The organism is Shewanella sp. 3_MG-2023 (genome assembly GCF_030548765.1).
Classification (GTDB): domain Bacteria; phylum Pseudomonadota; class Gammaproteobacteria; order Enterobacterales; family Shewanellaceae; genus Shewanella.
Genome location: NZ_JAUOSH010000018.1, coordinates 80590 through 106041 on the forward strand (window position 1 = coordinate 80590; position 25452 = coordinate 106041).

General features: G+C 42.6%; 23 protein-coding genes. 12 read left to right on the top strand and 11 right to left on the bottom strand.

Annotation, left to right across the window (positions count from 1 at the left end):
- Positions 1–52 precede the first annotated feature (52 nt).
- From Q4591_RS11840 to tusA, 3 genes are all read right to left on the bottom strand, one after another.
- The gene (locus Q4591_RS11840; RefSeq protein WP_303461178.1) at positions 53–3250 is read right to left on the bottom strand and encodes an amidohydrolase family protein; all 3198 of its coding nucleotides are present in this window, start codon (positions 3248–3250) and stop codon (positions 53–55) included.
- A gap of 406 nt (positions 3251–3656) precedes the next feature.
- Positions 3657–4103, bottom strand: coding sequence for an MOSC domain-containing protein (locus tag Q4591_RS11845; protein WP_102436428.1), 447 nt, complete (start codon positions 4101–4103; stop codon positions 3657–3659).
- Positions 4104–4105: 2 nt separating this feature from the next.
- The gene (gene tusA, locus Q4591_RS11850; protein ID WP_102436430.1) at positions 4106–4351 is read right to left on the bottom strand and encodes a sulfurtransferase TusA; all 246 of its coding nucleotides are present in this window, start codon (positions 4349–4351) and stop codon (positions 4106–4108) included.
- 379 nt (positions 4352–4730) lie between these two features.
- On the opposite strand from tusA, the gene Q4591_RS11855 reads away from it, so the two are divergent.
- Positions 4731–5552 carry an HpaA family protein gene (locus Q4591_RS11855; protein ID WP_303461180.1) on the top strand — a complete coding sequence of 274 codons (822 nt, stop codon included), beginning with the start codon at positions 4731–4733 and terminating at the stop codon, positions 5550–5552.
- Positions 5553–5615: 63 nt separating this feature from the next.
- On the opposite strand, the gene fadA is transcribed toward Q4591_RS11855, so the two are convergent.
- Complete coding sequence (gene fadA / locus Q4591_RS11860) at positions 5616–6785, bottom strand: acetyl-CoA C-acyltransferase FadA (RefSeq protein WP_303461182.1); 1170 nt, start codon at positions 6783–6785, stop codon at positions 5616–5618.
- Between the two features lie 22 nt (positions 6786–6807).
- A complete protein-coding gene (fadB, locus tag Q4591_RS11865; protein ID WP_102520276.1) occupies positions 6808–8958 on the bottom strand; it encodes a fatty acid oxidation complex subunit alpha FadB in 2151 nt (716 codons plus the stop codon).
- 247 nt (positions 8959–9205) lie between these two features.
- Between fadB and pepQ the strand changes: the two genes are divergently transcribed.
- From pepQ to hemG (Q4591_RS11885), 4 genes are all read left to right on the top strand, one after another.
- Positions 9206–10528 (top strand): Xaa-Pro dipeptidase, encoded by a 1323-nt coding sequence (gene pepQ, locus Q4591_RS11870; protein ID WP_102436436.1) that lies wholly within the window; start codon positions 9206–9208, stop codon positions 10526–10528.
- Positions 10521–11135, top strand: a complete 615-nt coding sequence (locus Q4591_RS11875) for a YigZ family protein (protein WP_303461184.1) — start codon at positions 10521–10523, stop codon at positions 11133–11135. The genes pepQ and Q4591_RS11875 overlap by 8 nt, the downstream gene beginning before the upstream one ends.
- 183 nt (positions 11136–11318) lie before the next feature.
- Positions 11319–12776 carry a TrkH family potassium uptake protein gene (locus Q4591_RS11880; RefSeq protein WP_102436440.1) on the top strand — a complete coding sequence of 486 codons (1458 nt, stop codon included), beginning with the start codon at positions 11319–11321 and terminating at the stop codon, positions 12774–12776.
- Between the two features lie 72 nt (positions 12777–12848).
- Positions 12849–13385, top strand: a complete 537-nt coding sequence (hemG, locus tag Q4591_RS11885; protein ID WP_102475872.1) for a menaquinone-dependent protoporphyrinogen IX dehydrogenase — start codon at positions 12849–12851, stop codon at positions 13383–13385.
- A gap of 6 nt (positions 13386–13391) precedes the next feature.
- Here hemG (Q4591_RS11885) and Q4591_RS11890 read toward each other — a convergent pair whose 3' ends face one another.
- On the bottom strand, positions 13392–13700 hold the full coding sequence (locus Q4591_RS11890; protein WP_076541734.1) for a metalloregulator ArsR/SmtB family transcription factor: 309 nt from the start codon (positions 13698–13700) through the stop codon (positions 13392–13394).
- 172 nt (positions 13701–13872) lie between these two features.
- Here Q4591_RS11890 and hemG (Q4591_RS11895) point away from each other — a divergent pair, with 172 nt between their 5' ends.
- Positions 13873–14427, top strand: coding sequence for a menaquinone-dependent protoporphyrinogen IX dehydrogenase (gene hemG, locus Q4591_RS11895; RefSeq protein WP_102436444.1), 555 nt, complete (start codon positions 13873–13875; stop codon positions 14425–14427).
- 48 nt (positions 14428–14475) lie between these two features.
- Here the strand turns inward: hemG (Q4591_RS11895) and Q4591_RS11900 are convergent, their stop codons facing one another.
- The 5 genes from Q4591_RS11900 to def are packed head-to-tail and all read right to left on the bottom strand — an operon-like array spanning position 14476 to position 20170.
- Positions 14476–15918 carry a TrkH family potassium uptake protein gene (locus tag Q4591_RS11900; protein WP_303461187.1) on the bottom strand — a complete coding sequence of 481 codons (1443 nt, stop codon included), beginning with the start codon at positions 15916–15918 and terminating at the stop codon, positions 14476–14478.
- A 19-nt stretch (positions 15919–15937) separates the two neighbouring features.
- A complete protein-coding gene (trkA, locus tag Q4591_RS11905) occupies positions 15938–17347 on the bottom strand; it encodes a Trk system potassium transporter TrkA (RefSeq protein ID WP_076541730.1) in 1410 nt (469 codons plus the stop codon).
- 29 nt (positions 17348–17376) lie between these two features.
- On the bottom strand, positions 17377–18660 hold the full coding sequence (gene rsmB, locus Q4591_RS11910; protein WP_303413294.1) for a 16S rRNA (cytosine(967)-C(5))-methyltransferase RsmB: 1284 nt from the start codon (positions 18658–18660) through the stop codon (positions 17377–17379).
- Entirely contained in the window at positions 18660–19649 is a 990-nt protein-coding gene (gene fmt / locus Q4591_RS11915) for a methionyl-tRNA formyltransferase (protein ID WP_102475875.1), read from the bottom strand. The genes rsmB and fmt overlap by 1 nt, the downstream gene beginning before the upstream one ends.
- Before the next feature lie 8 nt (positions 19650–19657).
- Entirely contained in the window at positions 19658–20170 is a 513-nt protein-coding gene (gene def / locus Q4591_RS11920) for a peptide deformylase (protein WP_206747599.1), read from the bottom strand.
- Between the two features lie 135 nt (positions 20171–20305).
- On the opposite strand from def, the gene Q4591_RS11925 reads away from it, so the two are divergent.
- The 6 genes from Q4591_RS11925 (at position 20306) to hemF (ending at position 25298) form a co-directional block, all read left to right on the top strand.
- Positions 20306–21409, top strand: coding sequence for a LysM peptidoglycan-binding domain-containing protein (locus Q4591_RS11925; RefSeq protein ID WP_198589321.1), 1104 nt, complete (start codon positions 20306–20308; stop codon positions 21407–21409).
- Between the two features lie 83 nt (positions 21410–21492).
- A complete protein-coding gene (dprA, locus tag Q4591_RS11930; RefSeq protein WP_102436454.1) occupies positions 21493–22506 on the top strand; it encodes a DNA-processing protein DprA in 1014 nt (337 codons plus the stop codon).
- Positions 22507–22508: 2 nt separating this feature from the next.
- Positions 22509–22982 carry a DUF494 family protein gene (locus Q4591_RS11935; protein WP_076541718.1) on the top strand — a complete coding sequence of 158 codons (474 nt, stop codon included), beginning with the start codon at positions 22509–22511 and terminating at the stop codon, positions 22980–22982.
- Positions 22983–23114: 132 nt separating this feature from the next.
- Positions 23115–23678: a type I DNA topoisomerase gene (locus tag Q4591_RS11940; protein WP_102436456.1), complete on the top strand. Its 564-nt coding sequence runs from the start codon at positions 23115–23117 to the stop codon at positions 23676–23678.
- A gap of 93 nt (positions 23679–23771) precedes the next feature.
- A complete protein-coding gene (locus tag Q4591_RS11945; RefSeq protein WP_102436458.1) occupies positions 23772–24338 on the top strand; it encodes an L-threonylcarbamoyladenylate synthase in 567 nt (188 codons plus the stop codon).
- A 39-nt stretch (positions 24339–24377) separates the two neighbouring features.
- Positions 24378–25298, top strand: a complete 921-nt coding sequence (gene hemF, locus Q4591_RS11950) for an oxygen-dependent coproporphyrinogen oxidase (protein ID WP_303461189.1) — start codon at positions 24378–24380, stop codon at positions 25296–25298.
- The last annotated feature ends 154 nt before the right edge of the window (positions 25299–25452 follow it).

Sequence of the window (25452 nt, forward strand, 5' to 3'; positions counted from 1 at the left end):
TTTCTTTTTTTGCTAAATCATTTTCGATTAGCCTAAGCTTGTTGCCTCAGTATTAATCTTTTTTCTCAAAGAAAAATGGTTTACGGCTAACTTCTTCGCCATTCAATTGATTCATGGTTTCTGAATCAAATAACTTACCATTGACCATGGTGTAAGACACTTTATCAGTCACACGAATATCAGTTAATGGGTCGCCGTCAATCACAATAATATCAGCTAGTTTACCGGCTTTAATTGAGCCTATTTGATGATCCATACCGAAGGTGGTTGCAGGGTTTATGGTTGCTGTTTTCAGCACATCCATATTGCTCATACCACCTTGAGCAAACATCCACATTTCCCAGTGCGCCGCTAAACCTTCACGTTGACCATGAGCACCAATATTGGGTTTGATGCCAATATCATTTAGCTCATTGGCAACCCGTGCCACATTGAAGTGATTGTAATGTTCATCCGGTGCAGTTGTTCTTCTCATTGAGCGGGCATTAAGAATATCAGACGGAACATACATGCTTAAGCGAGGGTGTGCCCAAACATCAGTTTTATCGTACCAGTAATGCTCGCCAGAAATACCGCCATATGCGACAACCAGTGTTGGGGTATAACCGACTTTGGTTTGACTCCAGAACTGTTTAATATCGCTATAGATAGAACCAACGGGTAATGAGTGTTCGACAGTGGTATGGCCATCAGCAATCATCGACAAGTTATGCTGCAGCAAACTACCACCTTCAGGAACCACCATCATTTCTAATTCACGGGCAGCCTGAATCACTTGTTGGCGTTGGTTACGACGTGGTTGGTTGTAACTTTTCACGCTGAAAGCGCCTACCTTTTTAAGACGCTCTAAATGGAATTTTGCATCATCCAGTGAATCTACATGGGATGTGTAACCTGGTGCATTAGCGCCGTATAAAATAGTTCCGGTTGAGAATATACGCGGACCCACAATATTACCGGCTTTTTGTTGCTCTGATGCTGCAAAAATCTCAGTGGTGTCATTTGACGGATCATGTATTGCAGTCACGCCCAATGACAGTGCTGAGTATAATTGCCAGTTTTGCTGTGGCGTGATTTCATCATCTGCTTGGCTACCATGAGCATGGGCATCAAATAAACCTGGCATTAAAGTTTTACCTTTAATGTCGATGACTTGTGAATCAGTTGGAATGGTTAAGTTAGCATCGCCAACATTGACAATTTTATTATCTTTAACGATGACAACACCATTATCAATAACTTGGTCATTTTCCATGGTAATGATTTTGCCACCAACAAATGCGATTGTTCCACGTGGAACATCTGCTTTTTTAGTGAAACCAATAGCAGTAACTTCAGGCTTAGCTTCCTCATCGCTGTTGTAGTCAGTATCCACTTTGGCTTGATAAAGGTCTGGGCCTAAAGTCCAATAAATTTCTTCATTGTTACTGTTCCAGCTAATGCTTTCACCTGCGCGGGCACTTAATTGCATTACTGGTAAGTTTTTCGCTTTCGGGCTGATTTTGATGGTTTCGCCATGCTTGGCAAAAGGGGTGACATAAACTCTAAAGCGTTCAGCAAAGGCAAGGTGCTCACCATTTGGCGATACTCTAAATTCGGTAGCATGTTCGCTAGTGTAGTGAGTGCGTTTTTCAAAGCCGTCTAAACTGATTGATGCCAGTTCTGGGGTTTTACCGTGATCCATAAAAAAGACACGATTATTATCAGCGCCAAATTGTGGCTGATAACCGCTAGCTGAAACTTTGATATTTTGCTTATTCTTTAGATCAACTTTATATAAACCCGGTTCTTGGGACCAAGTTCTAGGAGTGACATATCCGCCTTTCGCTTTACGGTAGACAACGGTTTTACCATCTGGTGAAAAGGTTGGTTCGACATATTTACCTGGCAGTGATGTCAGTTGTTTACTGCGACCACCTTTGCTACTCACAATACTGACGGTGCCTTGGTCTTGATCATTCCAAGTGGTAAAGACGATATTCTTGCCGTCCCGTGACCATTGCGGGAATAGTTCATTAACGTCATCATCAAGTCTAGTTAAACGCTTTTGTTTACCATCTTCAATATCACGGATCCAAAGTTTGCCTAATGCTTCAAAAACCACTTTTTCACCGTTAGGTGAGACTTGTGCCATACGCAGCATTTTTACGTCGAAATTATCCTTATCTAGATTTTGAGTGAAGCGTACTGATGGTTGCACCTCTAATTCAGTTTTAACGCTGAAAGGAATATTCTCAACAGACTTGTCTTCAAGGGTTAATTTATTAATTTTACCTTTGGCCCAAAAAACAATTTGTTCATTGTCTTGGGTCCAAGACATGGTCGGATACACACCATGAATTGCCCATGTTTCTTGCATATCACGATCTAAATCACCATAAAGCTTAGTTTGCGCCCCTGATTTTAAATCGAGTAAATACAGCGAAGATTGGAAGCCATCACGTTTGATATAAGCTAACTTGGTGCCATCAGGGCTAGGTGTTGGGCGAATGGCGCCGCCAGTGCCTTCAAGTAATACTTCTATATCACCAGACTGAGTATCGTAGCGCTTAATTTTATAAATACCTTTTACTGAATCTTTTGAGTAGTGAAAGGTTTTGCCTGGGGTAGCATCTTGGCTGAAATAAATATATCTGCCATCAGGTGAATAGGCAGGCTCGCCTAAATCTTTTTGTTCGTTCGGACGCTCAGTTAATTTTACCCCTTCGCCGCCAGCGACGTGATACATCCACACTTCACCAGCACCTAAACTGCGACTACCGGTAAAATGCTTGCGGGCCACTAAGTATTGTGAGTCAGGGCTCCAAGCTGGGCTATTGAGCAAGCGGAAGGTTTCACTGGTTACAGGATGTGGGTTCGAACCGTCAGCATTCATTACCCAAATATTATCACCGCCATCTTCATCTGAGGTGAAGGCAATATATTTGCCATCTGGGCTATATACCGGCTGCATTTGCCAAGCGATGCCAGAAGCGAGTTTTTTTGCCTCGCCACCTTTTATTGGCATTTGATAAATATCACCGAGTAAGTCAAACACTATGGTCTTACCGTCAGGGGAAATGCTGACATTCATCCATGTGCCTTCGGTGACATCAATAGAGAGTTTTTCTAGCGGCGCGTTCGCAGGCGCATTAACTTGCCATTTTTCTGTTTCTTTAGAAGCATCATCAGAGGCATTAGCAGCAAGAGAAACACTTGCTAAGCTTAACGCTATCGCAGTGTAGAGAGGTTTTATTTTTGAAGTTAGCATGCACAGTCCATTTGTTGTCATTATTGTTATAGGTCGCGTTAACACTTTTATGTTTCTTAGTGTTATTGGCGAGTTACAAATCTGATGACATTTATCGCATATATTAGCCAATAACTAAATAGATATTCTGTTTCAAATAATGACAGCTATCGGGTGACTGCTAGGCTGTAGAATAATTATTTGCAGCTCAGCGATATGAAGCTGGGTGTTTAGCTATTTCAATCTGATAAATTGCTGTATGTTGGTTAAATTGTGGGGGGCTTCGAGCTGAGTTTTAATTAAGTCGTATAAAAATACGTGAGTATGTATCTAATTTTGCAAGTTTGTTTAGTGTAATAAAGCACTGAATAGTTATTCATTTTTGCTCAGTGCAACTGTCATTAAAGATAAAACTCAATAGGCACACTTATATGGTTATTATTGAAACCTGATCATCAATTTGGATCAGGCCTTCAGTTATCACTTTACAGGTTACGCCACCACGCCAATCTGGGGTGAGGGCTTTTTCAAGACCTTGCTGTGACTGCTCCATTTTTTTACATGGGTCGGTTTCACCGGTAATCAGTAAGCTAACATCATTACCAAGTTTAATGACTTTACCAACATCTGCGGCGCTAAACTTATAGCCATCAATTAATATATTGGCTCTTCGGGTTAACCAGTCTAAATCGGCATTAATTTCATTACAGGCTAATTGCCACTGTTGCTGCGACATGACGGTCACTTGCCGTTTTCCGGGTTTTCCAAAAATATCGTTTTCAACGCCTTTTAATAAACTTACCTTGGCACAAAATACTGGCTTCATCGGCCCTTTTTTAGCAGTTTTGTAAGCAATAGCGTGTAACGAAATCATGATTAGAGGCCTTTTTTAATCAGGTATTTGTATGGTGTTTGGTTAGTATCACTTGCTAGAAGAGTATGATCCATAAACTCACAAAAGCTTGGAATATCACGGGTGGTTGCTGGATCATCAGCAGTAATTAATAGGCTTTCACCTTCTGCCATTTTACGCACAGTTTTACGGATCATCATTACAGGTTCTGGGCAACGTAAACCAAGCGCATCTAAGTGGTGGTCTGCGGCAGTAAAATCTTTAGTCATATCAATTCTTCTTACTCAACAATTGCGCTAATTTTACTCTGGTTAAAGTTTGATGCAACACTGATGCTAGCTTTATTAGTAAAGCGTGATGTTATGCTCACAGAAATATGATGTTCCACGTGAAACAGTAACCCTTGCTGTGTTACAAAGTGTTACAAACTCGCAGTTAGTTATTTTAAGGGGCCTTCAACATATTATTTTAACTTTATTAACTTAGGCAGAGTTTATAATAATAAAATATGCTTCTGATAGTGAATGTAACTGTTTGGTTTGTGCGTAAGCTATTGTTATAAATAAATAAATGATCAGCAATGATGAAAGTTGAATCATTTGATGTAAAATGCACGCTCTTGTTATTAAATATGAAGGAATATGTTAAATGAAAAAAGCTATCACTTTGGTAGCCGCCTTAACTTTGGCTGCTTGTTCTGCAATCCCAGTAAAAAATGAATCTGGAGTCGTAGATACCAATTTTGATTTTGGTGCCCAGCAGGCATCTGTCGATAAGAAAATTGCAATAGTTAAACCAGGGGGCGCCTTTACTGCCTATGAGCAGCGTGATACAACTCAAAATCCATATGGACAAGCAAATACGAGTCGTTCTAGTGATTTTGTGAATATACGTGGTCAATATAATGAAAAGGTAAGAAGTGCATTCCAAAATGGTGTTGAAACTCTAATCACACGTAAGGGGTTCACCTATTCAGGTCCGTACGAAACTTTTGATGAGATAACCTACGGTGACAAGAAGAATAGCTATTTAGCCATTGTCCCTCAGTTCGATATAAAAGTCGGCAAAGCTAATGTTAATACCAAGTCTTTTTCTTCTTATGCACAAGAAACTGGTACGATAAGAATAGATGGATCATTTATCATAAAGTTTATTGAACCACTAACTGGTCAAGTTATGTCGCAAAAAAGAGTGGACTTAACAAAGTTAAATATCTCTGAGGAATACATTACTCAGTGGGAAACAAAAGCTGGTGGTGGTAGTAGTATTATTGGTGGAGCAATTGGCGGCGCAATAAAACATGCAAGCAAGCCAGATGTTTTAGTCAATAATGTTGGAAAGGCTTATGCCGATGCAATGACTAAGTTTTACCAAGGCTCTATGGTTCAATTAAAGAAATATGTGTCAGCTGAAGAAATTCAGAGTTTTGAAGCAGATATTCGTGAGTTAAAAGCTATTAAGCGTTACTAATATTTATATTACAAAAAAGCCGCTTCACAATTTGTGAAGCGGCTTTTTATTTACATTTATTTTTTAGCTATCTACACGTTCGAAGATAGTTGCAATGCCTTGGCCTAAACCAATACACATAGTGGCTAAGCCATACTTAGCATCTTTTGCTTCCATCAAGTTAATCAGTGTTGTAGATATACGCGTACCTGAACAACCTAATGGGTGACCTAATGCAATCGCGCCACCATTTAAGTTAACTTTTTCGTCAACAACATCGGTTAAACCAAGATCTTTAACACAAGGTAATGATTGCGCAGCGAATGCTTCATTCAATTCAATCACGCCCATATCATCTATGTTTAATCCTGCGCGAGCTAAGGCTTTGTTAGTTGCAGGAACTGGGCCGTAACCCATTATCGCAGCATCACAACCAGCAACTGCCATAGAGCGGATGCGAGCACGAATCGGTAAACCTAATGCTTTAGCTTTTTCTTCTTCCATCACTAACATAGCTGAAGCGCCGTCAGAAAGTGCAGAAGAGGTCCCCGCTGTTACTGTGCCGTTAGCTGGGTCAAACGCTGGGCGTAGACCTGATAAAGACTCTAATGACGTCTCTGGACGAATAACTTCATCGTGAGTCACTTTAATTAACGCGCCGTTTGCATCGTGTCCTTCGATAGGAACGATTTCATTATCAAAACGACCTTCAACAGTAGCAGCATGAGCGCGTTGATGAGAACGTACAGCAAAAGCGTCTTGTTGTTCACGAGTAATACCATGCATTTTGCCTAGCATTTCAGCGGTTAAGCCCATCATGCCAGATGCTTTTGCCACGTTAGCAGCAAGACCTGGGTGGAAGTCTACACCATGGTTCATTGGTACATGACCCATGTGCTCAACACCACCAACGATAAAGGTATCGCCTTGGCCAGTCATAATTGCGCGGGCTGCTTGATGCAAGGCATCCATTGATGAACCACATAAGCGGTTAACCGTTACGGCGCCAGCTGATTTTGGAATGCCAGCTAAAAGCGCCGCGTTACGAGCAATGTTGAAACCTTGCTCAAGAGTTTGTTGCACACAACCCCAGATAACATCTTCGATATCTGTTGGATTAAGCTTTGGATTACGTGCTAATAATGATTTCATTAGTTCTGCAGATAAAGTTTCTGCACGTACATTTCTAAATACTCCAGCCTTAGAGCGGCCCATCGGAGTACGAATGCAGTCGACGATTACAGCGTTTTTCATGATGTTATTCCTTTACTGCTAATTAGGCTGGGTAGTAAGTACCGTTATTGGCTGCAAGCTCACGCATTGCATCAGTCACTTGATATAAACCACCTAAGTGAGCAAACTTGTCAGCAAGTGCAACAAAGTTAGCAACACCCATGGTATCTAGGTAACGGAATACACCGCCTCTAAATGGTGGAAAACCAATACCGTAAACCAGACCCATATCGCCTTCAGCAGGAGAAGCAATAATGCCTTCTTCTAAACAACGAACCGTTTCGATAATCATTGGGATCATACAACGAGCGATAACTTCATCTGCTTCGAATTCTTTTAGCTCACCAAATTCTTTACCTAACAATTCATAGCTTGTTGGATCTAAATCTTTCTTTGGCTTACCGCGACGGTCAACAGAGTAAGAGTAGAACCCTTTAGTATTCTTCTGACCAAAGCGCTCACTTTCAAACATGATGTCGATAGCATCTTTGCCATTTTTACCCATGCGGTCAGGGAAACCTTCAGCCATAACTGCTTGTGCATGATGACCTGTATCTAGACCAACAACGTCAAGTAAGTATGCTGGGCCCATTGGCCAACCGAATTGCTTTTCCATTACTTTATCGATTTTGGCAAAATCAGCACCGTCAGCCAGTAAACCACTGAAGCCGGCAAAGTAAGGGAACAATACGCGGTTAACAAAGAAACCTGGGCAATCGTTAACAACGATAGGAGTTTTACCCATTTTGCTGGCGTATGCCACAACAGAAGCAATCGTTTCTTCTGAGCTGTTTTCGCCACGAATGACTTCAACTAATGGCATTTTATGTACTGGGTTAAAGAAGTGCATGCCGCAGAAGCGCTCTGGCTTCTTCATGCTCTTCGCTAATAAGTTGATTGAGATAGTAGAGGTGTTTGATGCAATGATGGCATCATCTGCAACATAACCTTCAACTTCAGCTAATACAGACGCTTTAACTTTAGGATGCTCAACTACAGCTTCAACGATAACGTCAGCATCTTTAATGGGGGCATAATCTAACGCTGGAGTGATGTTGTTTAAAACTGCTGCCATTTTAGCTGGGGTAGAACGGCCACGCTTAACTTGCGCTGTCAGTAATTTAGCCGCTTCGCCTAAACCTAAATCTAATGCAGGTTGGGCGATGTCTTTCATGACAATCGGTGTACCTTTACTTGCACTTTGGTAAGCGATACCGCCACCCATGATGCCAGCGCCTAATACTGCAGCGCTGTTTACTTTCTTAGCCAGTTTACCGGCTTTCTTAGCTTTACCTTTAACGAACTGGTCGTTTAAGAAAATGCCAATTAATGCCGTGGCAACTTCAGTTTTCGCTAATTTGATGAAAGCTTTATTTTCTACTTTTAGCGCTTCTGCGCGATCAAGTGTTGCAGCTTGTTCAATAACGTTAACTGCCATCATAGGTGCAGGGTAATGTTTACCTGCAACTTTAAAGACCATGCCTTTAGCCGTTGCAAACGACATCATGGCTTCAAGCTTTGGCAATGTAAGTGGTTTAAGTTTACGTGCGCGGCGAGACTGCCAATCTAACTTTTCGTTGATGGCATCTTTTAGCATTTGTAGAGCAGCAGCTTCTAAATTTTCAGGTGCAACAACCGCATCAATAGCGCCAACTTTTAAAGCAGCCTCTGGGCGTTGATCTTTACCTGTGGTGATCCATTCTAGTGCGTTGTCAGCACCAATCACACGAGGTAAGCGCACAGTACCACCAAAACCTGGGATTAAACCAAGCTTGGTTTCTGGCAAGCCTATACGGGCGTTGGTGTCAGCGATGCGTAAGTCAGTCGCAAGGATAGCTTCACAACCGCCACCTAATGCAAAACCATTTACAGCAGAAGCTGTTGGGAATGGTAAGTCTTCAAGTTTATCAAATACTGCGCTGGCTTGTTCGACCCAAGATAATAAGGTGGCATCATCTTGCTCAAATAAACCTAAAAATTCTGTGATATCAGCGCCAACGATAAAGGTACTTTTACCAGAGGTAACCAGTAGGCCTTGTATGTTGGTGTTTTGCTTGATGCTTTCTAATGCAGCATCTAATGAAGAAAGAGTTTCTTTATCGAATTTATTTACCGAACCTGGTGCGTTAAAGCACAGCTTGGCAATATTATCCTCTAATAACTCAACTTGAATCGTAGGACTTTGGTAGATCATTGCTTGCTTCCTTTTTGCTAAAAGCGACTTCTACATCACAATCACTGTGTTGTTATCTAGCTTTGTTTTCACAGCAGCGACGGCCATCATTTGACCAGTTGCCAAACAGTGTGCGACGAAATGAAATAAAATACAACACCCAATTTAAACGTCCGTTTAAATAATTGGCAGCTAGAGTCAATTTTGCCCTTTGTGATACACTTCACAAGTTCTTTCATAATAAAAAATCATTACAGGGACTGAAATAATGGATCAGCTTGCTCATTTTTATCATGCACACATTGCAGAACTAAATCGCCGTGTTGCCGAAATAACACAAAGTGAACAGCTTGATGGGTTAGTTATTCATTCAGGCCAGGCTCATCGCCAGTTTCTTGATGATTTAAGTTACCCATTTAAAGTTAATCCACAGTTTAAAGCCTGGTTACCTGTGCTTGATAACCCCAATTGTTGGGTTGTCGCTAACGGAGTTGATAAACCGCAGCTGATATTTTATCGCCCGGTGGATTTTTGGCATAAAGTCAGTGATGAGCCCAATGATTTTTGGGCTGAACATTTTGAGATTAAATTGCTGACTAAAGCAGACCAAGTGGCGCAATTATTACCGGCTGATTTATCGCACTGGGCATATATTGGTGAGCATATTGATGTGGCTGAAGTGCTCGGCATCAGTTGCTGTAATCCTGATGCGGTAATGAATTACCTGCATTATCACCGCGCCGATAAAACCCAGTACGAACTGGAATGTTTGCGCCGCGCTAACCAAACTGCAATAAAAGGCCACTTAGCGGCTAAGAATGCTTTTTATAATGGTGGCAGCGAGTTTGAAATTCAGCAGCAGTATTTATCCGCCATTGGCCAAACTGAAAACGAAGTACCCTATGGCAATATTGTTGCCCTTAACCAAAATGCGGCGATATTGCATTACACCGTATTAGAGCATCAAATCCCGTCACCACGGTTATCATTCTTAATCGATGCGGGCGCTAACTATAATGGTTATGCATCTGACATTACCCGTACTTACTCTTTTGAGAAAAATAGTTTCTACGAGTTGATTGTGGAGATGAACAAGTTGCAGTTGTCACTAGTCGATATGATGAAGCCTGGGGTTAAATACCCTGATTTACACTTACGTTTTCATGCAAAACTGGCTAATTTGATGTTGGACTTTAATTTGGCAACAGGTGATGCTCAAGGCTTGGTCGAGCAGGGGATTACCAGTGTTTTCTGCCCCCATGGTTTAGGCCACATGCTGGGGTTACAAGTACACGATATGGGCGGCTTTTTAGGTGATGAAGCAGGCACCCATATTCCGACACCAGCTGGGCATCCATTTTTACGTTGCACCCGTGAAATCGCCGCTAACCAAGTTTTTACTATTGAACCGGGGATATATATTATCGACTCATTACTGGCAGGACTAAAAGCCGATCGGCGACAATCGCAAATAAATTGGGATAAAGTCGACGAATTAAGACCTTTTGGCGGCATTCGAATTGAAGATAATGTTATTGTGCACCAAGATAGAAACGAAAACATGACCCGAGAGCTAGGTCTCATTGACTGAACAATACCAAATACCCAATCAAACACTCACCATCGAAGAAGATATCAAGCACAGTCGATTTATCACTGTGCTGTTTCACTGTAGTAGTGAATTAGAGTTGAAGTGTGCGCTTACTAACATGAGGCTGGAATACCCGGGCGCTAACCATTATTGCTATGCTTTTGTGGCGTCCGATCCGCAAAATAGTATTGCCATTGGCAGCAGCGACGATGGCGAGCCTGCAGGCAGTGCTGGTCGGCCGATGTTAGCAACGTTACAAGGTTCAAATATTGGTGAGATTGGCGCTATTGTAGTGCGCTACTTTGGCGGCACTAAGTTAGGCGTGGGTGGCTTAGTGCGGGCTTACTCATCGGGGATCAAGTCTGGTTTAACCGAACTTGAGACCAAAACTAAATATATTCGCTATAGTACTAAGCTGAGTTGCAGTTACCCGCAACTTAATCAAATTGAATATTTGGTTAATCAATTTGATGGTGTTATCAGCAATAAAATCTTTACTGATGTTATCGAAATTGAATTTGAAATTGCCAAAGCATTTCATGATGACTTTAATCGTGAGCTGGCCACCCAAACCCAAGGTCAGCTTAAGGCAAAGTTTAACGTTTGATGAGTGTAAAAAGTATGCCAAAATACAAAGTCATAACGATAATAAGCTCAATTGTTAATCGCTGATCTTTAAAGATGTGATTAGCTGAGGTGTTATGGCTTATTAGCGCGCCCGAGTCTTGGGCGGCATTAACAACGATGCTCTCAAATTAGTGCAAAATAAAACCTATGCGATATAAACACAGTGCAATATAAAACAATTATTAGAATCACTGGCCTGCTGATGGGATTATTTTCTATCACTATGCTGCCACCTGCATTAGTCGCCATTTTTTATAAAGATGGCGGCGGTACTGCATTTATACAGGCGTTTTGCGTCAGTTTATTTTTAGGTTTTTTACTTTGGTATCCAAACCGGGCTCAAAAAGGCGATTTGCGCACCCGCGAAGGCTTTTTGATTGTGGTGATGTTTTGGACGGTACTGGGCTCCATCGGGGCACTACCATTTATCTTTTCTACCGAGCCCGACTTAAGTTGGACAGACAGCTTCTTTGAATCCTTTTCAGCGTTGACTACTACAGGGGCCACCGTGATTGTCGGCCTCGATGATTTACCCAAAGCGATATTGTTTTATCGACATCTGCTGCAGTGGATGGGTGGCATGGGGATCATTGTGCTCGCGGTAGCCATTTTGCCGCTGTTAGGTATTGGTGGTATGCAGCTCTATAAAGCTGAAATACCCGGGCCGGTAAAAGACAGTAAGATGAAACCGCGAATTGCCGAGACCGCCAAGGCGCTTTGGTATATCTACTTATTATTAACTGTGGCTTGTGCGACAGCATTTTATTTTGCTGGCATGAGCGCCTTTGATGCTATTTGTCATTCATTCTCGACCATTGCTATTGGTGGTTTCTCAACTCATGATGCCAGTATTGGCTATTTTAATAGCCCGCTGATCAATGTTATTTGCGCGGTGTTTTTACTGATTGCGGCTGTTAACTTTAGCCTGCATTTCGCCGCGTTCAGTTGGCGGGGGATTAATTTTAAAGTCTATTTTCGTGATGCTGAATTTAAAGCCTTAATTGGTATTCAATTGGTATTAACCGCTATTTGTTTCGCGACTTTATATAATGCTGGCATATATGATTCGCCAGAGCAGACCTTAGATTATGCTTTTTTCCAGGTGGTGTCGATATCCACTACGGCTGGTTTTGGCACCGAAAGTTTTAACTCTTGGCCATTGTTTTTGCCTATATTATTAATCTTTTCTAGTTTTATTGGTGGTTGTGCTGGCTCTACCGGGGGCGGCATGAAAGTGATCCGCTTTGTGCTCTTGTTGCTACAAGGCTCTCGTGAAATGAAGCGTTTAATACACCCTAAGGCCATGTATTCGATTCGAATTGGTAAGTCTGCTTTGCCTGATCGTGTCATTGATGCGGTATGGGGATTTTTCTCTGCGTATGCCTTAGTGTTTGTCATTTGTATGGTGCTATTAATGGCAATGGAAATGGACGCCATTACCGCCTTTAGTGCAACAGCTGCCAGTATTAATAATCTAGGCCCAGGCTTAGGAGAGGTGGCCAGTAACTATGCCAGCGTGACTGATGGGGCTAAATGGGTGTTGGTACTGGCCATGCTATTTGGCCGTTTAGAGGTGTTTACCTTGTTAGTGTTATTTACGCCGACTTTTTGGAAAAACTAATGAGCTAGCTATTTTCAATGGGTATTTAGCGCTTATTACTGTTGAGGAAATCGTCGATTAAAAGGAAGAGATATGCTTAAAAGCATCATGATATATTCGACAGTCGATGGACAAACTTTGTCTATTTGTAACAAGCTTAAGTTGATGCTAGAAGAGGCTGGCGAACAGGTGACTTTGGTTTCTCTTGTTGAAGCAAAGTCGTTACCACTCACGGACTTTGACAAGGTACTCATAGGCGCCAGCATTCGTTATGGCAAACATCGACCTGAGCTTTATGAGTTCATACAGGCAAACCTGAGCAGCTTGTCCTCAATGAAAAGCGCATTTTTTACGGTAAATGTTGTTGCTCGAAAGCCCCTTAAAAATACCCCTGAAACCAATCCGTATATGCAAAAGTTTCTGCAATTATCTCAATGGCAGCCTAACTTATTAGGCGTGTTTGCAGGGAAGATAGATTACCCGAAGTATCGCACCATGGATAGAGTGATGATCCGCTTTATCATGTGGATGACCAAAGGGCCAACAGATATCACAGGTACTTTTGAGTTTACCGATTGGAATAAAGTCGATGAGTTTGCCAATGACTTTATTCAGCTTAATAGTCGTTAAGGCTTATTAAGCTGCGCAATATAAACGATGCAAAATTGAGATAACTTCAGTCACTTCAGCATTTTTTAGGGTGTAATACACGTTCTGTGAGCTTTTACGAGTATTGACTAAATCTTGGGCTCGAATGACTGCAAGGTGTTGAGATAATGCTGATTGGCTTAATGGCACCGTTTCATTTAATTCAGTGACACTGCGTTCTTTTTCCAGCAGTAAACACAAAATCATCAATCGATAAGGATTAGCAATCGCTTTTAGCCATTTGGCTGCCATCTCGGCATTACCTAGCATCGACTCTACATCAATATTTTTAGACATTTATTTACCTATTACTGATTTAATACTCAGATTCATCATACTGCTGGCGAACTTAGATCTCAATTTTATCATCTAATTATATGAGACGTTTCTAATTTGTGATCAAAGAGCGCGATTATAATAGCCTTTTTTGTAACAATGGCTGCTTATTCAAGCAACAATCGGTGTTGAAATGGCAAAAACTTTAGTTATTTATTATTCAAGAGGTGGGCATACTGCACAAATTAGTCGTGCAATTGCAGAGCAGATTGTCCATAACGGTCATCAGTGTGATGTGGTCAATATTCTTGATAATAACCATGCTGACATTGATTGGGCAAGCTATGATGTTATTGCGTTAGGGGCTTGTGTTTTATATGGTTCTTATCATAAGTCGGTATTTGAATTTGTTAATCGTTACCAACAACAGCTGAGCAGCAAGCCCAATAGCTTTTTCTGTGTCAACGTTGTGGCACGTAAGCCTGAAAAACGCATTCCAGAAAATAATAAATACCTACAAAAGTTTATTGAGCTTTCACCTTGGCAGCCACAAGATGTCAAAATCATTGCAGGTAAAGTGAATTACCCATCGTGGACTTGGTATGACAGCTTGGCGATTCGCTTAATTATGAAAATGACTGACGGCCCGACTGATCCTAAGAGCGTGATTGATTACACTGATTGGGAAGATGTGAAAGTGTATGCCGATCATGTAGTCAGCCTTGGGGTTACAGCGGTCGCGAGCTAGCTCTTTGAGTTAGCTTGTTACGTTAGTACTTCAAGCTAGTGCGTCTAATTAGTACTTCCAAAATTTGGGGGCGAACAGTACCGCCACGGTAATGATTTCTAATCGCCCCAATAACATTCCAAAAGCCAGCGCCCATTTAGCGGTATCCGGTAAGCTGGCAAAATTACCCGCAGGCCCAATAACAGGCCCAAGACCTGGGCCGACATTAGTTACCGCAGTAATGGCGCCTGAAATACTGGTTACAGGATCTAAGCCTGTGAGCACCAAGGTCACCGCAAGTAATATAATCACAATCAAAAACAGCATGATAAAGGCCATAATTGAGCGAATAATATCATTATCAATGACGCGATGATTATAGCGCTTACTGACTACAGCTTGAGGATGGACTTGTTGAGTTAATTGCTGGAGCATGACTTTAAGTGAAATCTGAAAGCGAAATATTTTAATCCCACCAGAGGTCGAGCCGGAGCAGCTACCAGCAAACATCAGAAATAAAAAACTGATACTGGCAAAAGCGCCCCATGCCTGATAATCGGTTAAGCCATAGCCAGTCGTTGTAACCACTGAGATGACGTTAAACCCAGATAGGCGCATGGCGTCGAGCAGTGCCATATCTGATTTGAACCAAAGCCAAAAGCCAAGGGTTACCGACACCAAGATGATAAATTTTATAAAGCCTTTAACTTGTTCGTCATTCCATATCTTTAAGGTTTTTTGCTGAATGCTTTGTACAAACATCAGCAGCGGCAAGCCTCCTGCAGCCATAAACACAATTGCGACCCAATGGGCTGCTGGAGTAAAAGCTGACATTGAGCTATCAGACGTTGAATAGCCGCCAGTAGACAGTGTGGTCATGGCATGATTAATGGCTTCAAACCAATGCATCCCCGACAAGTGGTAGGCCAAGGCACATAACACGGTAAGCACAACATAGACCTCAAAAAGGTATTTGGCCATGTGTTGGGTCCGTGGAGTGGTTTTGTCGCTCCAGTCTGACGACTCGGTGCGAAACAGGCGCATACCACCGACATTGAGAAAAGGCAGAATGGCTACCGCCATGACAATAAAACCGATCCCACCAAGCCATTGTAATAGGGATCGCCAAATTAAAATGCTGTGGTCCATGTCGTCTAAGCCTGACAGCACAGTTGAGCCTGTGGTGGTGATGCCGGACATGGTTTCGAAAAAGGCGTCGGTATAGTTAATACCGTGGTAAAGGGTGAAAGGTAAGGCGGCAAATAAACTGACTACCAGCCAAGTCATGCTGGTGAGAAAAAACATATCGCGGATATTAAGGTTAACGTCGCTGCTGCGGCCAGCTTGAATACATAAAATCGCGACTAAGCCGCTAAACAAACCGGACATCATAAATGCGCCGATAGTTTCTTCATGGTAAAACAGCGCAAAAGCCATTGGCACCAGCATGAAGCCAGTGAGAATAGATAAAAAAGCGCCAATGACAAACAGTAGCGGTTTTAAATTCAGCATAGTGCCATTAATGGTGACGCTAGAAGAAAAACGCGCTCGGTTGGAACAGCTTTTCTACATCGCCAATGAACTTTTTATTTACTAAAAATAGAATCACATGATCTCCTTCTTCAATGACGGTTTTATCATGACCCATAATCACTTCATCATTTCTAACGATAGCGCCAATGGTCGTTCCTGGGGGTAATTTTATGTCGCTGATTTGCTTGCCGACCACTTTTGAGGTGGAAGAGCTGCCATGGGCAATGGCTTCGATAGCTTCAGCTGCGCCGCGACGTAATGAGTAAACATTACAAATATCGCCTTGGCGGATATGGGTCAGTAAGGCTGAAATGGTGGTTTGCTGCGGTGAAATTGCAATATCGATATTGGCTTCTTGGACAATATCCACATAGGCTTCACGTTGAATAAGCACCATGACTTTTTTGGCGCCCATTCGCTTAGCTAATAGCGCCGACATAATGTTAGCTTCGTCATCATTGGTGACAGCTATAAACACATCTGTTTGGTCAATGTGCTCTTCTTGCAGTAACTCTTGATCCGATGCATCACCGTTAAATACTGTGCAGTTTTCTAACCTTTCTGACAGGCTTTCTGCGCGCTCTAAACTGTGTTCAATGAGTTTGACTGAGTGCTTTTTTTGTAATCTTTTTGCAAGGCCATAACCAATATTACCACCACCGGCGATCATGATATTACGGTAAGAATTATCCAGCTTTTGCATTTCACTCATCACCGCTCGCACATGGCGGGTGTCGGCAACGAAAAACACTTCATCATCGGCTTCGATAATGGTGGTACCGCGGGGCATAATCGCTTTGCCTTTACGGAAAATAGCCGCGACCCGGGTATCAATATTCGGCATATGTTCACGCAGCGTTGCCAGCGCGTTACCCACTAATGGCCCACCATAATAAGCCTTAATGGCCACTAGGCTTAATTTGCCTTTAGCAAACTCGAGTACTTGCAGTGCGCCAGGGTATTGCACTAAACGTTCAATATAGGCGGTAACAAGTTGCTCTGGGGCAATCAATTCATCAATAACAAAGCCACCACGTAATTTGGTGTCACTGTTTTTAACTTCGGTATTGATGAACAATTTGTCGCGCTGCTCAAGGTAAGCTTCTGAGCGGATCCGGGCTATTTTGGTTGGGGTGCCAAATAAGCTGTATGCAATATGGCATGCAGCCATATTGCATTCATCACTATTGGTGACTGCAATTAGCATATCGGCATCTTCTGCGCCGGCCCTTTTTAAGGTGCTCGGGTGAGCACCATGGCCGATGACGGTTTGCAAATCGAATTTATCTTGTAAGTATTTAACTCTGGCGCGGTTATTATCCACTAAGGTGATGTCGTTATTTTCACCGACGAGGTTTTCAGCCAGTGTGCCGCCAACTTGGCCTGCGCCCAAAATAATAATTTTCATTGCTGTGCGGGTATCCCTACTAAACGAGCTTAAAGCGCTTTAACTAAACGTGCGTAGTAAAAGCCATCACAATTGTTTTGGCCTGGTAGCAATTGCCAACCAATATCATCAGCAGATGATTGTTGGGCGATTGGTACTAATGTCGCATCGCTTGTTCTTTGTAAAAATTGCTCTATTTGCTGGCTGTTTTCTTCTGGCAAAATTGAGCAAGTGGCATAAAGGATGGTGCCGCCGGGTTTCAGCCATTTCCAGCAATGATCAATGATTTGTTGTTGCAGTAAAGCCAGTTCATCAATATCACTGTTTTTACGTAGCCACTTAATGTCAGGGTGGCGACGAATGACACCGGTTGCAGAGCAAGGGGCATCTAATAAGATCCTGTCAAACTTTTCACCTTGCCACCAAGTATCAATATTGGCTGCATCACCATGAATAACTTGCGCTTTTAATTGTAATCTGTCCAGATTTTGTTGCACACGCTCTAAGCGTTTTTCATCAAAATCTACCGCGACTAGACTAATGTTTGGCGCAGTTTCTATTAGATGGCAGGTTTTTCCGCCGGGTGCAGCACAGGCATCAAGAACCAGTTCATTAGTTTCTGGTGCTAATAGCGTTGCTGCCCACTGCGCGGCCCCATCTTGTACTGAGGCTGAGCCTTCAGCAAAACCGGGTAATCGCATTACATCTGTTGGACTAGCAAGTAAAATCGCATCATCACTCGCACCGGCACTGGCTTCTACTTCTTGTTCAGCAAGTAGCGCTAAGTATTGCTCACGGGTTTGTGATAGCTGATTGTTGCGCAGCCACATTGGTGGGCGTTGATGGCTTTGCTCAATAACTTGTTGCCATTGATCTGGGTAGGCCGATTTTAGGCGTTTAATAAACCAAGCAGGAGTATTGTATTTCAGGGTGTCGTTGTCAGTATTTAGTGGTGCTTCTTTACGTTGAATATTACGAAGAACACCATTAACCACTTTAACTAAACCATCAAATTTCATTTGGCGGCAGGCTTCAGCGGTTTCTGAAATGGCCGCATGAGCAGGAATTCGAGTGAAGTAAAGCTGATAACAACCCACCAATAATAATTGGTGCAATATACGCTGCTTACCTTTAAAGGGTTTGCTTAAGCAGTCACTGACACATTTATCCAGTTGTGGCAGTTGACGCATTACGCCATAACAAAGTTCTGCTAATAGGGCTTTGTCTTTACCATTTTCGAGATGTTGTTGTTGATCTGGCAAGGCCACCGATAGTGAAATGCCTTTCTCAAGTACATTGAAAATGGCTTTGGCTGCGAGCGCTCTAACATTCATTATGGCTGTGCCTCATTGTCTTCTTTCGCGACTGGGTTAAAGTTTACCCCTGGGGCAAACCAGTCTGCGCGTGAGTTAAGAATATCTGCGACAGGCATTTGCTTTTTACCCGGTAATTGCATGACTTGTAGCTGCAAAGAGCCTTCGCCTGTAGCGACGGTGACACCTTGCTTATTGCTGTCTAGTACGGTACCAGGTGTGGCATTAGTGCCATTACTATCAACAGCATTATTGTAACTCGCTTGCCATACCTTGATGGTATTGCCTTGGTGGCTAAAATGACTAGCTGGCCAAGGGTTAAAGGCGCGAATTTCTTGCCATAATTGTTTCGCAGGCTTAGTCCAATCTATTTGAGCTTCTTCTTTAGATAACTTTTCAGCATAGTTAGCTAAAGATTCATCTTGTTGTTCAGCAACGAGGGTGCCTTTGCTTAAACCTTCAAGCGCTTCTATTAACGCTGGCGGTCCTTGTTCGGCTAATTTGCTATACAAGGTTGCAGAAGTGTCGGTGTCTTCAATTTTAAGCGACGTTTTAAGTAACATGTCACCAGTATCTAAACCGATATCCATTTGCATAATCGTGACGCCAGTTTCGCTGTCACCAGCCCAAAGCGCGCGCTGGATTGGCGCGGCGCCACGCCAGCGAGGCAATATAGAACCGTGTACATTAATACAACCCAGTTTTGGCGTATCTAATACTATCTTTGGCAGGATTAATCCGTATGCAACGACGACCATAATGTCAGCGTTTAAGGCAGCAAGCTCTGCTTGGGCATCCTCTTTGCGTAATGATGGCGGCTGATATACAGGGATATCGTTGGCAACAGCAAGCTGCTTTACCGGGCTTGCTTGCAGTTTTTTGCCACGGCCCGCAGGTCTATCTGGCTGCGAATACACCGCAATCACATTGTGGTCGGAATTAATAAGTGCCTGCAAATGTAAAGCGGCAAAGTCTGGCGTGCCAGCAAAGATAATATTTAACGGTTTCAAATGGAGTCCTATGCTTCTTTTGCTTCTAAACGGGCTTCTTTCTCAAGTTTAGTCTTGATACGGTCACGTTTCATTTTTGACAAGTAATCGACGAACAACTTGCCTTTTAAATGATCCATTTCGTGCTGTAGACAGATGGCAAATAGCTCATCCGCTTCAACCGTAAACTCTTTACCGTGACGATCTTGGGCTTTTAAGGTAACAAATTCAGCACGATCAACTTTAGCGTAAATGCCCGGAACCGAAAGACAGCCTTCTTCATTAGTGAACTCGCCGCTTTTGCTGACAATCTCAGGATTAATGAAAATGGTCGGACGCTCAACTTCATCCTGCAGGTCCATCACAATTAATTGTTGATGGAAATCTACCTGAGTAGCCGCAAGTCCAATGCCTTTTTCCTCGTACATTGTTTCAAGCATGTTATCTATTTGGGTTTGCAAAACCTCACCAAAATCGGTGACAGGCTTAGCAACTGTGCGTAATCTTTCATCTGGAAAACGTAAAACTTTTAATAATGGCATATATAAACTCTTAACAAGTCTGTCAAATTTCAGCCAGTTAGCTATACTGGCTTGGTTAATGGGTTAATTTTAATCCTTACTGACTATCAATAACAGCAAAAGCTCTAATAAAGAGCTAAACACATGGAATGAACCATGAAACGGATATTTTTACTCGCGTTTTTGACACTAAGTACCATAGCCTCAACCTTGGTTTTGGCTGATAAATTAACATTAAAGTCTGGTCACCCCGATTCATATATCGTTAAAAAAGGCGATACGCTGTGGGATATATCAGCCTTTTTCTTAGACGATCCTTGGCGTTGGCCTAAATTATGGGGCGCAAATCCACAGATTGCGAACCCGCATTTAATTTATCCTGGCGATCGACTCACCTTAGTGTTTATCGATGGACAACCACGGTTAGTATTAAAGCAGCATATCAAAAAAGGCCCTGAAGGGCGCATTAGCGACAAAGGTGGTCCAATCCCTGCTATTGATTTATCACTGATCCAGCCTTATTTGGTGCAAAACCGAATCGTAGACCCAGAATGGCTTGATGGCTTGCCAATGATCCTTGCTGGTGAAAGTCCATCTCGTCATCATACAGTAGGAGATGTGGTTTATATTAATGCCAATTTACCTGTTGGTGAAAAGCTGGCGGTATACCAAGAAGGTAGAGAGTTTTTCGATAAAGAAAATAGCGAGTTACTAGGGCAAGAAATTATTTTGACTGCCAGTGGTCGAGTGATTGAATCTGGCGACATTTCAAAAGTGCAATTACTGAGTAACTTACGCGAATCGAAAGCCGGTTTTAAAGTTGCACCGGTAGAAGATGAAGCGCTGATGTCAGCTTACTTTATTCCTAAAGCGGCGCCAGAGTCTGTGCCTGCTAACGTGTTAGCCATTGAGAAAGATATTCGTGAAGTTGGCAAGCTAGATATCGTTTATCTTGATAAAGGGGCTGTTGATGGTATCGACACCGGTCATGTGTTTGGTATTTATCGCAATGGTGAAACCATTGTCATCAATAGTGACGGCATGCCGGTATCAACCATTGATCGTAGTGCTTACGACAACTTAAAAGCCAAAATATCTGACGATAATGCGATTACCATGCCTGATATTTTCCATGGCAAGTTAATGGTGTTTAAAGTTTTCGAAAAGACCAGTATGGCGATTATTATTGCCAATGAACGTCCTGTGCGAGTTGACGATAAGTTAGTCACCCCTAAGACGACTGAGTTAAAAGGCGAGTAATCGATAATAAACTGGTCGACTGGCTAGTTGTTTGTGCAGTATCCGGGCTAGGACCCGCCCGGATTCAACAATTATTAACTCAAATGGATGTTGAGGAATTACGGCAACGTTTAGAGTTTGAAAAGCAGTCTTTGCCATTATCGGCAAAGCTGCTGTCTCAATGCCAAATTGATTTTGATAAAGTTGATTTGGCCATTGAGTGGCTTAATCTATCCCCGCAACATCACATTGTTACTTTGTCAGACCCTGACTATCCCGCATTACTGCAACAAATATCAGATCCTCCCGGAGTGTTATTTATTAAAGGCCAACTCGAAGCCTTGCTACGACCTTCAATTGGCATGGTGGGGAGTCGCAATGCATCCGTTGGTGGTTTGAATATGGCAAAGGCGTTAGCCACAGAGATGGTTCAGATGGGCTTTTCAATAACCAGCGGTATGGCGGCTGGGATTGATGGTGCAGCCCATAAAGGAGCAGTAGACAGTAATGGCGTAACCCTTGCGGTATTAGGTACTGGTGTTGAATGTATTTACCCTAAACGCCATAGCAATTTGTATCACCAAATCCAGCATCAAGGTTGTGTACTGAGTGAGTTTTGGCCGCAGGTTGGCCCCTATGCAGGTAACTTTCCTCGGCGAAATCGCATTATTAGTGGTTTATCACTGGGCACGATTGTTGTGGAGGCAACGCGCAAAAGTGGCTCGTTGATCAGTGCGCGCTTGGCGATGGAGCAAAATCGAGAAGTGTTTGCAGTGCCCGGCTCGGTGCTCGGTGGCTATAACCAAGGTTGCCATGACTTGTTAAAAAATGGCGCTAAATTGGTAGAATGTGCAACAGATGTTGTTGAAGAATTGTCCGCATTGACGCAGTTTCACCTTGAAAATGTCGCTAATCGTCACCATATAGCAGATAATACAACAAATTTGCCATTTTCTGCGCTGTTAGCTAGTGTAGGTTATGAGGCTACTAGTTTAGATGCAGTAGTCGAGCATAGTGGAAAGTCGATAGATCTGGTGTTAGTTGAAATGCTTGAACTTGAATTACAGGGCCAGGTGGCACAAGTGCCTGGTGGTTACGTCAGATTAGAGAGGAGATAACCATGTTTGATATCCTCATGTACCTTTTTGAAAACTATGTTCATAGCGAAGTAGAGCTATTAGTTGACGAAGATGAGCTTACCAAAGAGTTAACCCGAGCAGGTTTTCATCAAGCTGATATTTTGAAAGCCCTGTCTTGGCTAGAAAGATTGGCTGATTTACAAGAAGGTGATAAACCTTACTTGTGCAATCATGCCCAGCAGTCATTCCGTATTTATACCAAAGATGAAATGGATAAATTGGATGTTGAGTGCCGTGGGTTTTTATTGTTTCTTGAACAAATCCAAGTGCTCAGTGTTGAAACCCGTGAAATGGTCATCGAACGGGTGATGGCGCTAGATGAAACCACCCTAATCTTGGAAGATTTAAAGTGGGTGGTGTTGATGGTGTTATTTAATGTACCAGGCAACGAGTCTGCTTATGAGCAAATGGAAGATCTTATTTTTGAACAGCCTGATGGGCGGTTACATTCTTAAGTCTTTAAACCTATTGTCATGAGTTAACTAAATAAGGAGGCTAGGCCTCCTTTTTTGATCGTCAGCTTGGCTATTTTGTCATCCCTGTGTAACCTGAATAGGGTGACACCTTTATGTAATATTGAGAGTAAAATGTCTAAAATCGATCAGCAATTGTTTACTGTGCACGAGCATGCTTTGGAGAAAGAGTTTGAACTCTGCCCAAAGTGTGGCTGTGAGTTGTCAGTTAAAAATAGTAAACATGGTGGATTCATAGGCTGTAATAATTATCCTACTTGTGACTTTACGCGGCCTCTAGTTCAACATGAGTCCATTGAAACTCAAGTGATAGAAGGCTCTGAATGCCCAGAGTGTGGCAATGAGCTGGCAGTTAAGTCTGGCCGTTTTGGTATTTTTATTGGCTGTACTCACTATCCTGAATGTACTCACATTGAAAAACACGATCACGATGAAAATGCAGAGGTTATCAACTGCCCCCATTGTAAAAAAGGCCATTTAGAATCTCGTACCAGTCGCTTTGGTAAAACCTTTTTTGCCTGTAATACTTACCCTAAATGTAAGTACTTAGTGAATTTTCCGCCCCATAATGAATCTTGCCCTGAATGTAATTTTGGTATTTTAGTTGAGCGTAAGGGCGCAGCTGGAAGCCGTTTAGAATGCCCGCAGAAATCATGTAAATATAAGCGTCCAATATAACTTTTTTGACTCTATTCGCCTTATATCAGTATTTGTTCATATCCTTATTGTCTGTATAATTTATCGATAATTTATAAGATTAAAGGGTATTTCATGCAATTGTTGCATCCAACAGATGTTACTGAAGTGTTTGAGCAAGGAGAGGTGTTTGCTTATCCCACTGAAGCCGTTTATGGCCTTGGCTGCGATCCTGATAACCTATCAGCTATTCAAAAGTTACTTGAAATCAAACAACGTCCTTGGCAAAAGGGCGTTATCCTAGTTGCCAGCGACTATAAACAACTGCAGCCCTATATTGATGAATCACAACTCACAGAGGCACAACTTGCCTTTGCCTTTAGTAAGTGGCCAGGGCCTTTTACCTTTGTGATGCCAATTAAGTCAGAGGTTAGCCAATTATTATGTGGCGAGTTTGATTCCATTGCGGTGCGAGTTTCGGCTCATCCAGTGGTAAAAGCATTATGTGACGCCACTAATAAAGCCATTGTTTCAACTAGTGCTAATTTAGCCGGTCATGCGCCCGCACTGACCATAGCAGAAATTCAAGATACTTTTTCCACTACTGTTGCGGCTGTGATAACTGGTGATCTTGGTGCTCAGCGCCAGCCTTCAACCATTATCGATGCTCGTAGCGGCAAAATATTACGTAACGGACAGTAATTTAATAAAAATAATCGAATAAACAATAAGGAATTTGATATGGCAATGCCTGATGCCGCAGTCGTAAAGCAGTACCTGTTATCCCTACAAGCCAATATCTGTGCTGGTTTAGAAGCATTAGATGGAAAGGCCAGCTTTCAAGCGGAATCGTGGGAGCGCGCCGAAGGTGGTGGTGGCACCAGTAAGGTGATGACCGCAGGCCATGTATTTGAACAAGCTGGTGTTAACTTCTCCCATGTGATGGGCGCAGCAATGCCGGCATCAGCCACCGCGCATCGTCCAGAGCTAGCTGGACGTAGCTTTGAAGCTATGGGCGTGTCATTGGTTATCCATCCTAAAAATCCTTTTGTTCCTACAACTCATGCGAATGTGCGCTTTTTTATTGCCCATAAAGATGGCGCTGATCCCGTATGGTGGTTTGGTGGCGGGTTTGATTTAACTCCTTACTATCCATTTGAAGAAGATGTGGTTTCATGGCATCAAACCTCGGCCGATATTTGCGCCCCATTTGGTGATGAGGTTTATCCCAAATATAAAAAGTGGTGTGATGAATACTTCTTTTTGCCTCATCGTAATGAAACCCGTGGGGTCGGTGGATTATTCTTTGATGATCTCAATGAGCCTGGTTTTGATAAGAGTTTTGAGTTTATGCAGGCCGTGGGTAATGGTTTCTTAACGGCTTATTCGCCGATTGTTGAGCGTAATAAAGATCTTGAATATAACGATGATGAGCGCCAGTTCCAACTGTACCGTCGAGGCCGTTATGTTGAGTTTAATTTGGTTTATGACCGTGGCACTTTATTTGGCTTACAAACCGGTGGTCGCACGGAGTCTATTTTGATGTCTATGCCGCCCTTAGTTCGCTGGGAATATGGCTTTACCCCAGAAGAAGGCTCTCAAGAGGCGGATCTATACGAGCGCTACCTAAAACCACAAGATTGGTTGAAACTCGAAAGCTAGCTTTAAATGAGTCGATATAATTTAGTCGACAGATTGATGGGGCGAATCGATTCTAATGTCTATGCTTCATCATTAGTTCGCTGGGAATATGGCTTTACCCCAGAAGAAGGCTCCCAAGAGGCGGAGCTATACGAGCGCTACCTTAAACCACAAG

Coding starts and splice junctions, on each gene's coding strand:
- Q4591_RS11840 (WP_303461178.1), bottom strand. CDS start 3,250: ATGCTAACTTCAAAAATAAAACCTCTCTACACTGCGATAGCGTTAAGC.
- Q4591_RS11845 (WP_102436428.1), bottom strand. CDS start 4,103: ATGATTTCGTTACACGCTATTGCTTACAAAACTGCTAAAAAAGGGCCG.
- tusA (WP_102436430.1), bottom strand. CDS start 4,351: ATGACTAAAGATTTTACTGCCGCAGACCACCACTTAGATGCGCTTGGT.
- Q4591_RS11855 (WP_303461180.1), top strand. CDS start 4,731: ATGAAAAAAGCTATCACTTTGGTAGCCGCCTTAACTTTGGCTGCTTGT.
- fadA (WP_303461182.1), bottom strand. CDS start 6,785: ATGAAAAACGCTGTAATCGTCGACTGCATTCGTACTCCGATGGGCCGC.
- fadB (WP_102520276.1), bottom strand. CDS start 8,958: ATGATCTACCAAAGTCCTACGATTCAAGTTGAGTTATTAGAGGATAAT.
- pepQ (WP_102436436.1), top strand. CDS start 9,206: ATGGATCAGCTTGCTCATTTTTATCATGCACACATTGCAGAACTAAAT.
- hemG (WP_102475872.1), top strand. CDS start 12,849: ATGCTTAAAAGCATCATGATATATTCGACAGTCGATGGACAAACTTTG.
- Q4591_RS11890 (WP_076541734.1), bottom strand. CDS start 13,700: ATGTCTAAAAATATTGATGTAGAGTCGATGCTAGGTAATGCCGAGATG.
- hemG (WP_102436444.1), top strand. CDS start 13,873: ATGGCAAAAACTTTAGTTATTTATTATTCAAGAGGTGGGCATACTGCA.
- Q4591_RS11900 (WP_303461187.1), bottom strand. CDS start 15,918: ATGCTGAATTTAAAACCGCTACTGTTTGTCATTGGCGCTTTTTTATCT.
- trkA (WP_076541730.1), bottom strand. CDS start 17,347: ATGAAAATTATTATTTTGGGCGCAGGCCAAGTTGGCGGCACACTGGCT.
- rsmB (WP_303413294.1), bottom strand. CDS start 18,660: ATGAATGTTAGAGCGCTCGCAGCCAAAGCCATTTTCAATGTACTTGAG.
- def (WP_206747599.1), bottom strand. CDS start 20,170: ATGCCATTATTAAAAGTTTTACGTTTTCCAGATGAAAGATTACGCACA.
- Q4591_RS11925 (WP_198589321.1), top strand. CDS start 20,306: ATGAAACGGATATTTTTACTCGCGTTTTTGACACTAAGTACCATAGCC.
- dprA (WP_102436454.1), top strand. CDS start 21,493: ATGGATGTTGAGGAATTACGGCAACGTTTAGAGTTTGAAAAGCAGTCT.
- Q4591_RS11935 (WP_076541718.1), top strand. CDS start 22,509: ATGTTTGATATCCTCATGTACCTTTTTGAAAACTATGTTCATAGCGAA.
- Q4591_RS11940 (WP_102436456.1), top strand. CDS start 23,115: ATGTCTAAAATCGATCAGCAATTGTTTACTGTGCACGAGCATGCTTTG.
- Q4591_RS11945 (WP_102436458.1), top strand. CDS start 23,772: ATGCAATTGTTGCATCCAACAGATGTTACTGAAGTGTTTGAGCAAGGA.
- hemF (WP_303461189.1), top strand. CDS start 24,378: ATGGCAATGCCTGATGCCGCAGTCGTAAAGCAGTACCTGTTATCCCTA.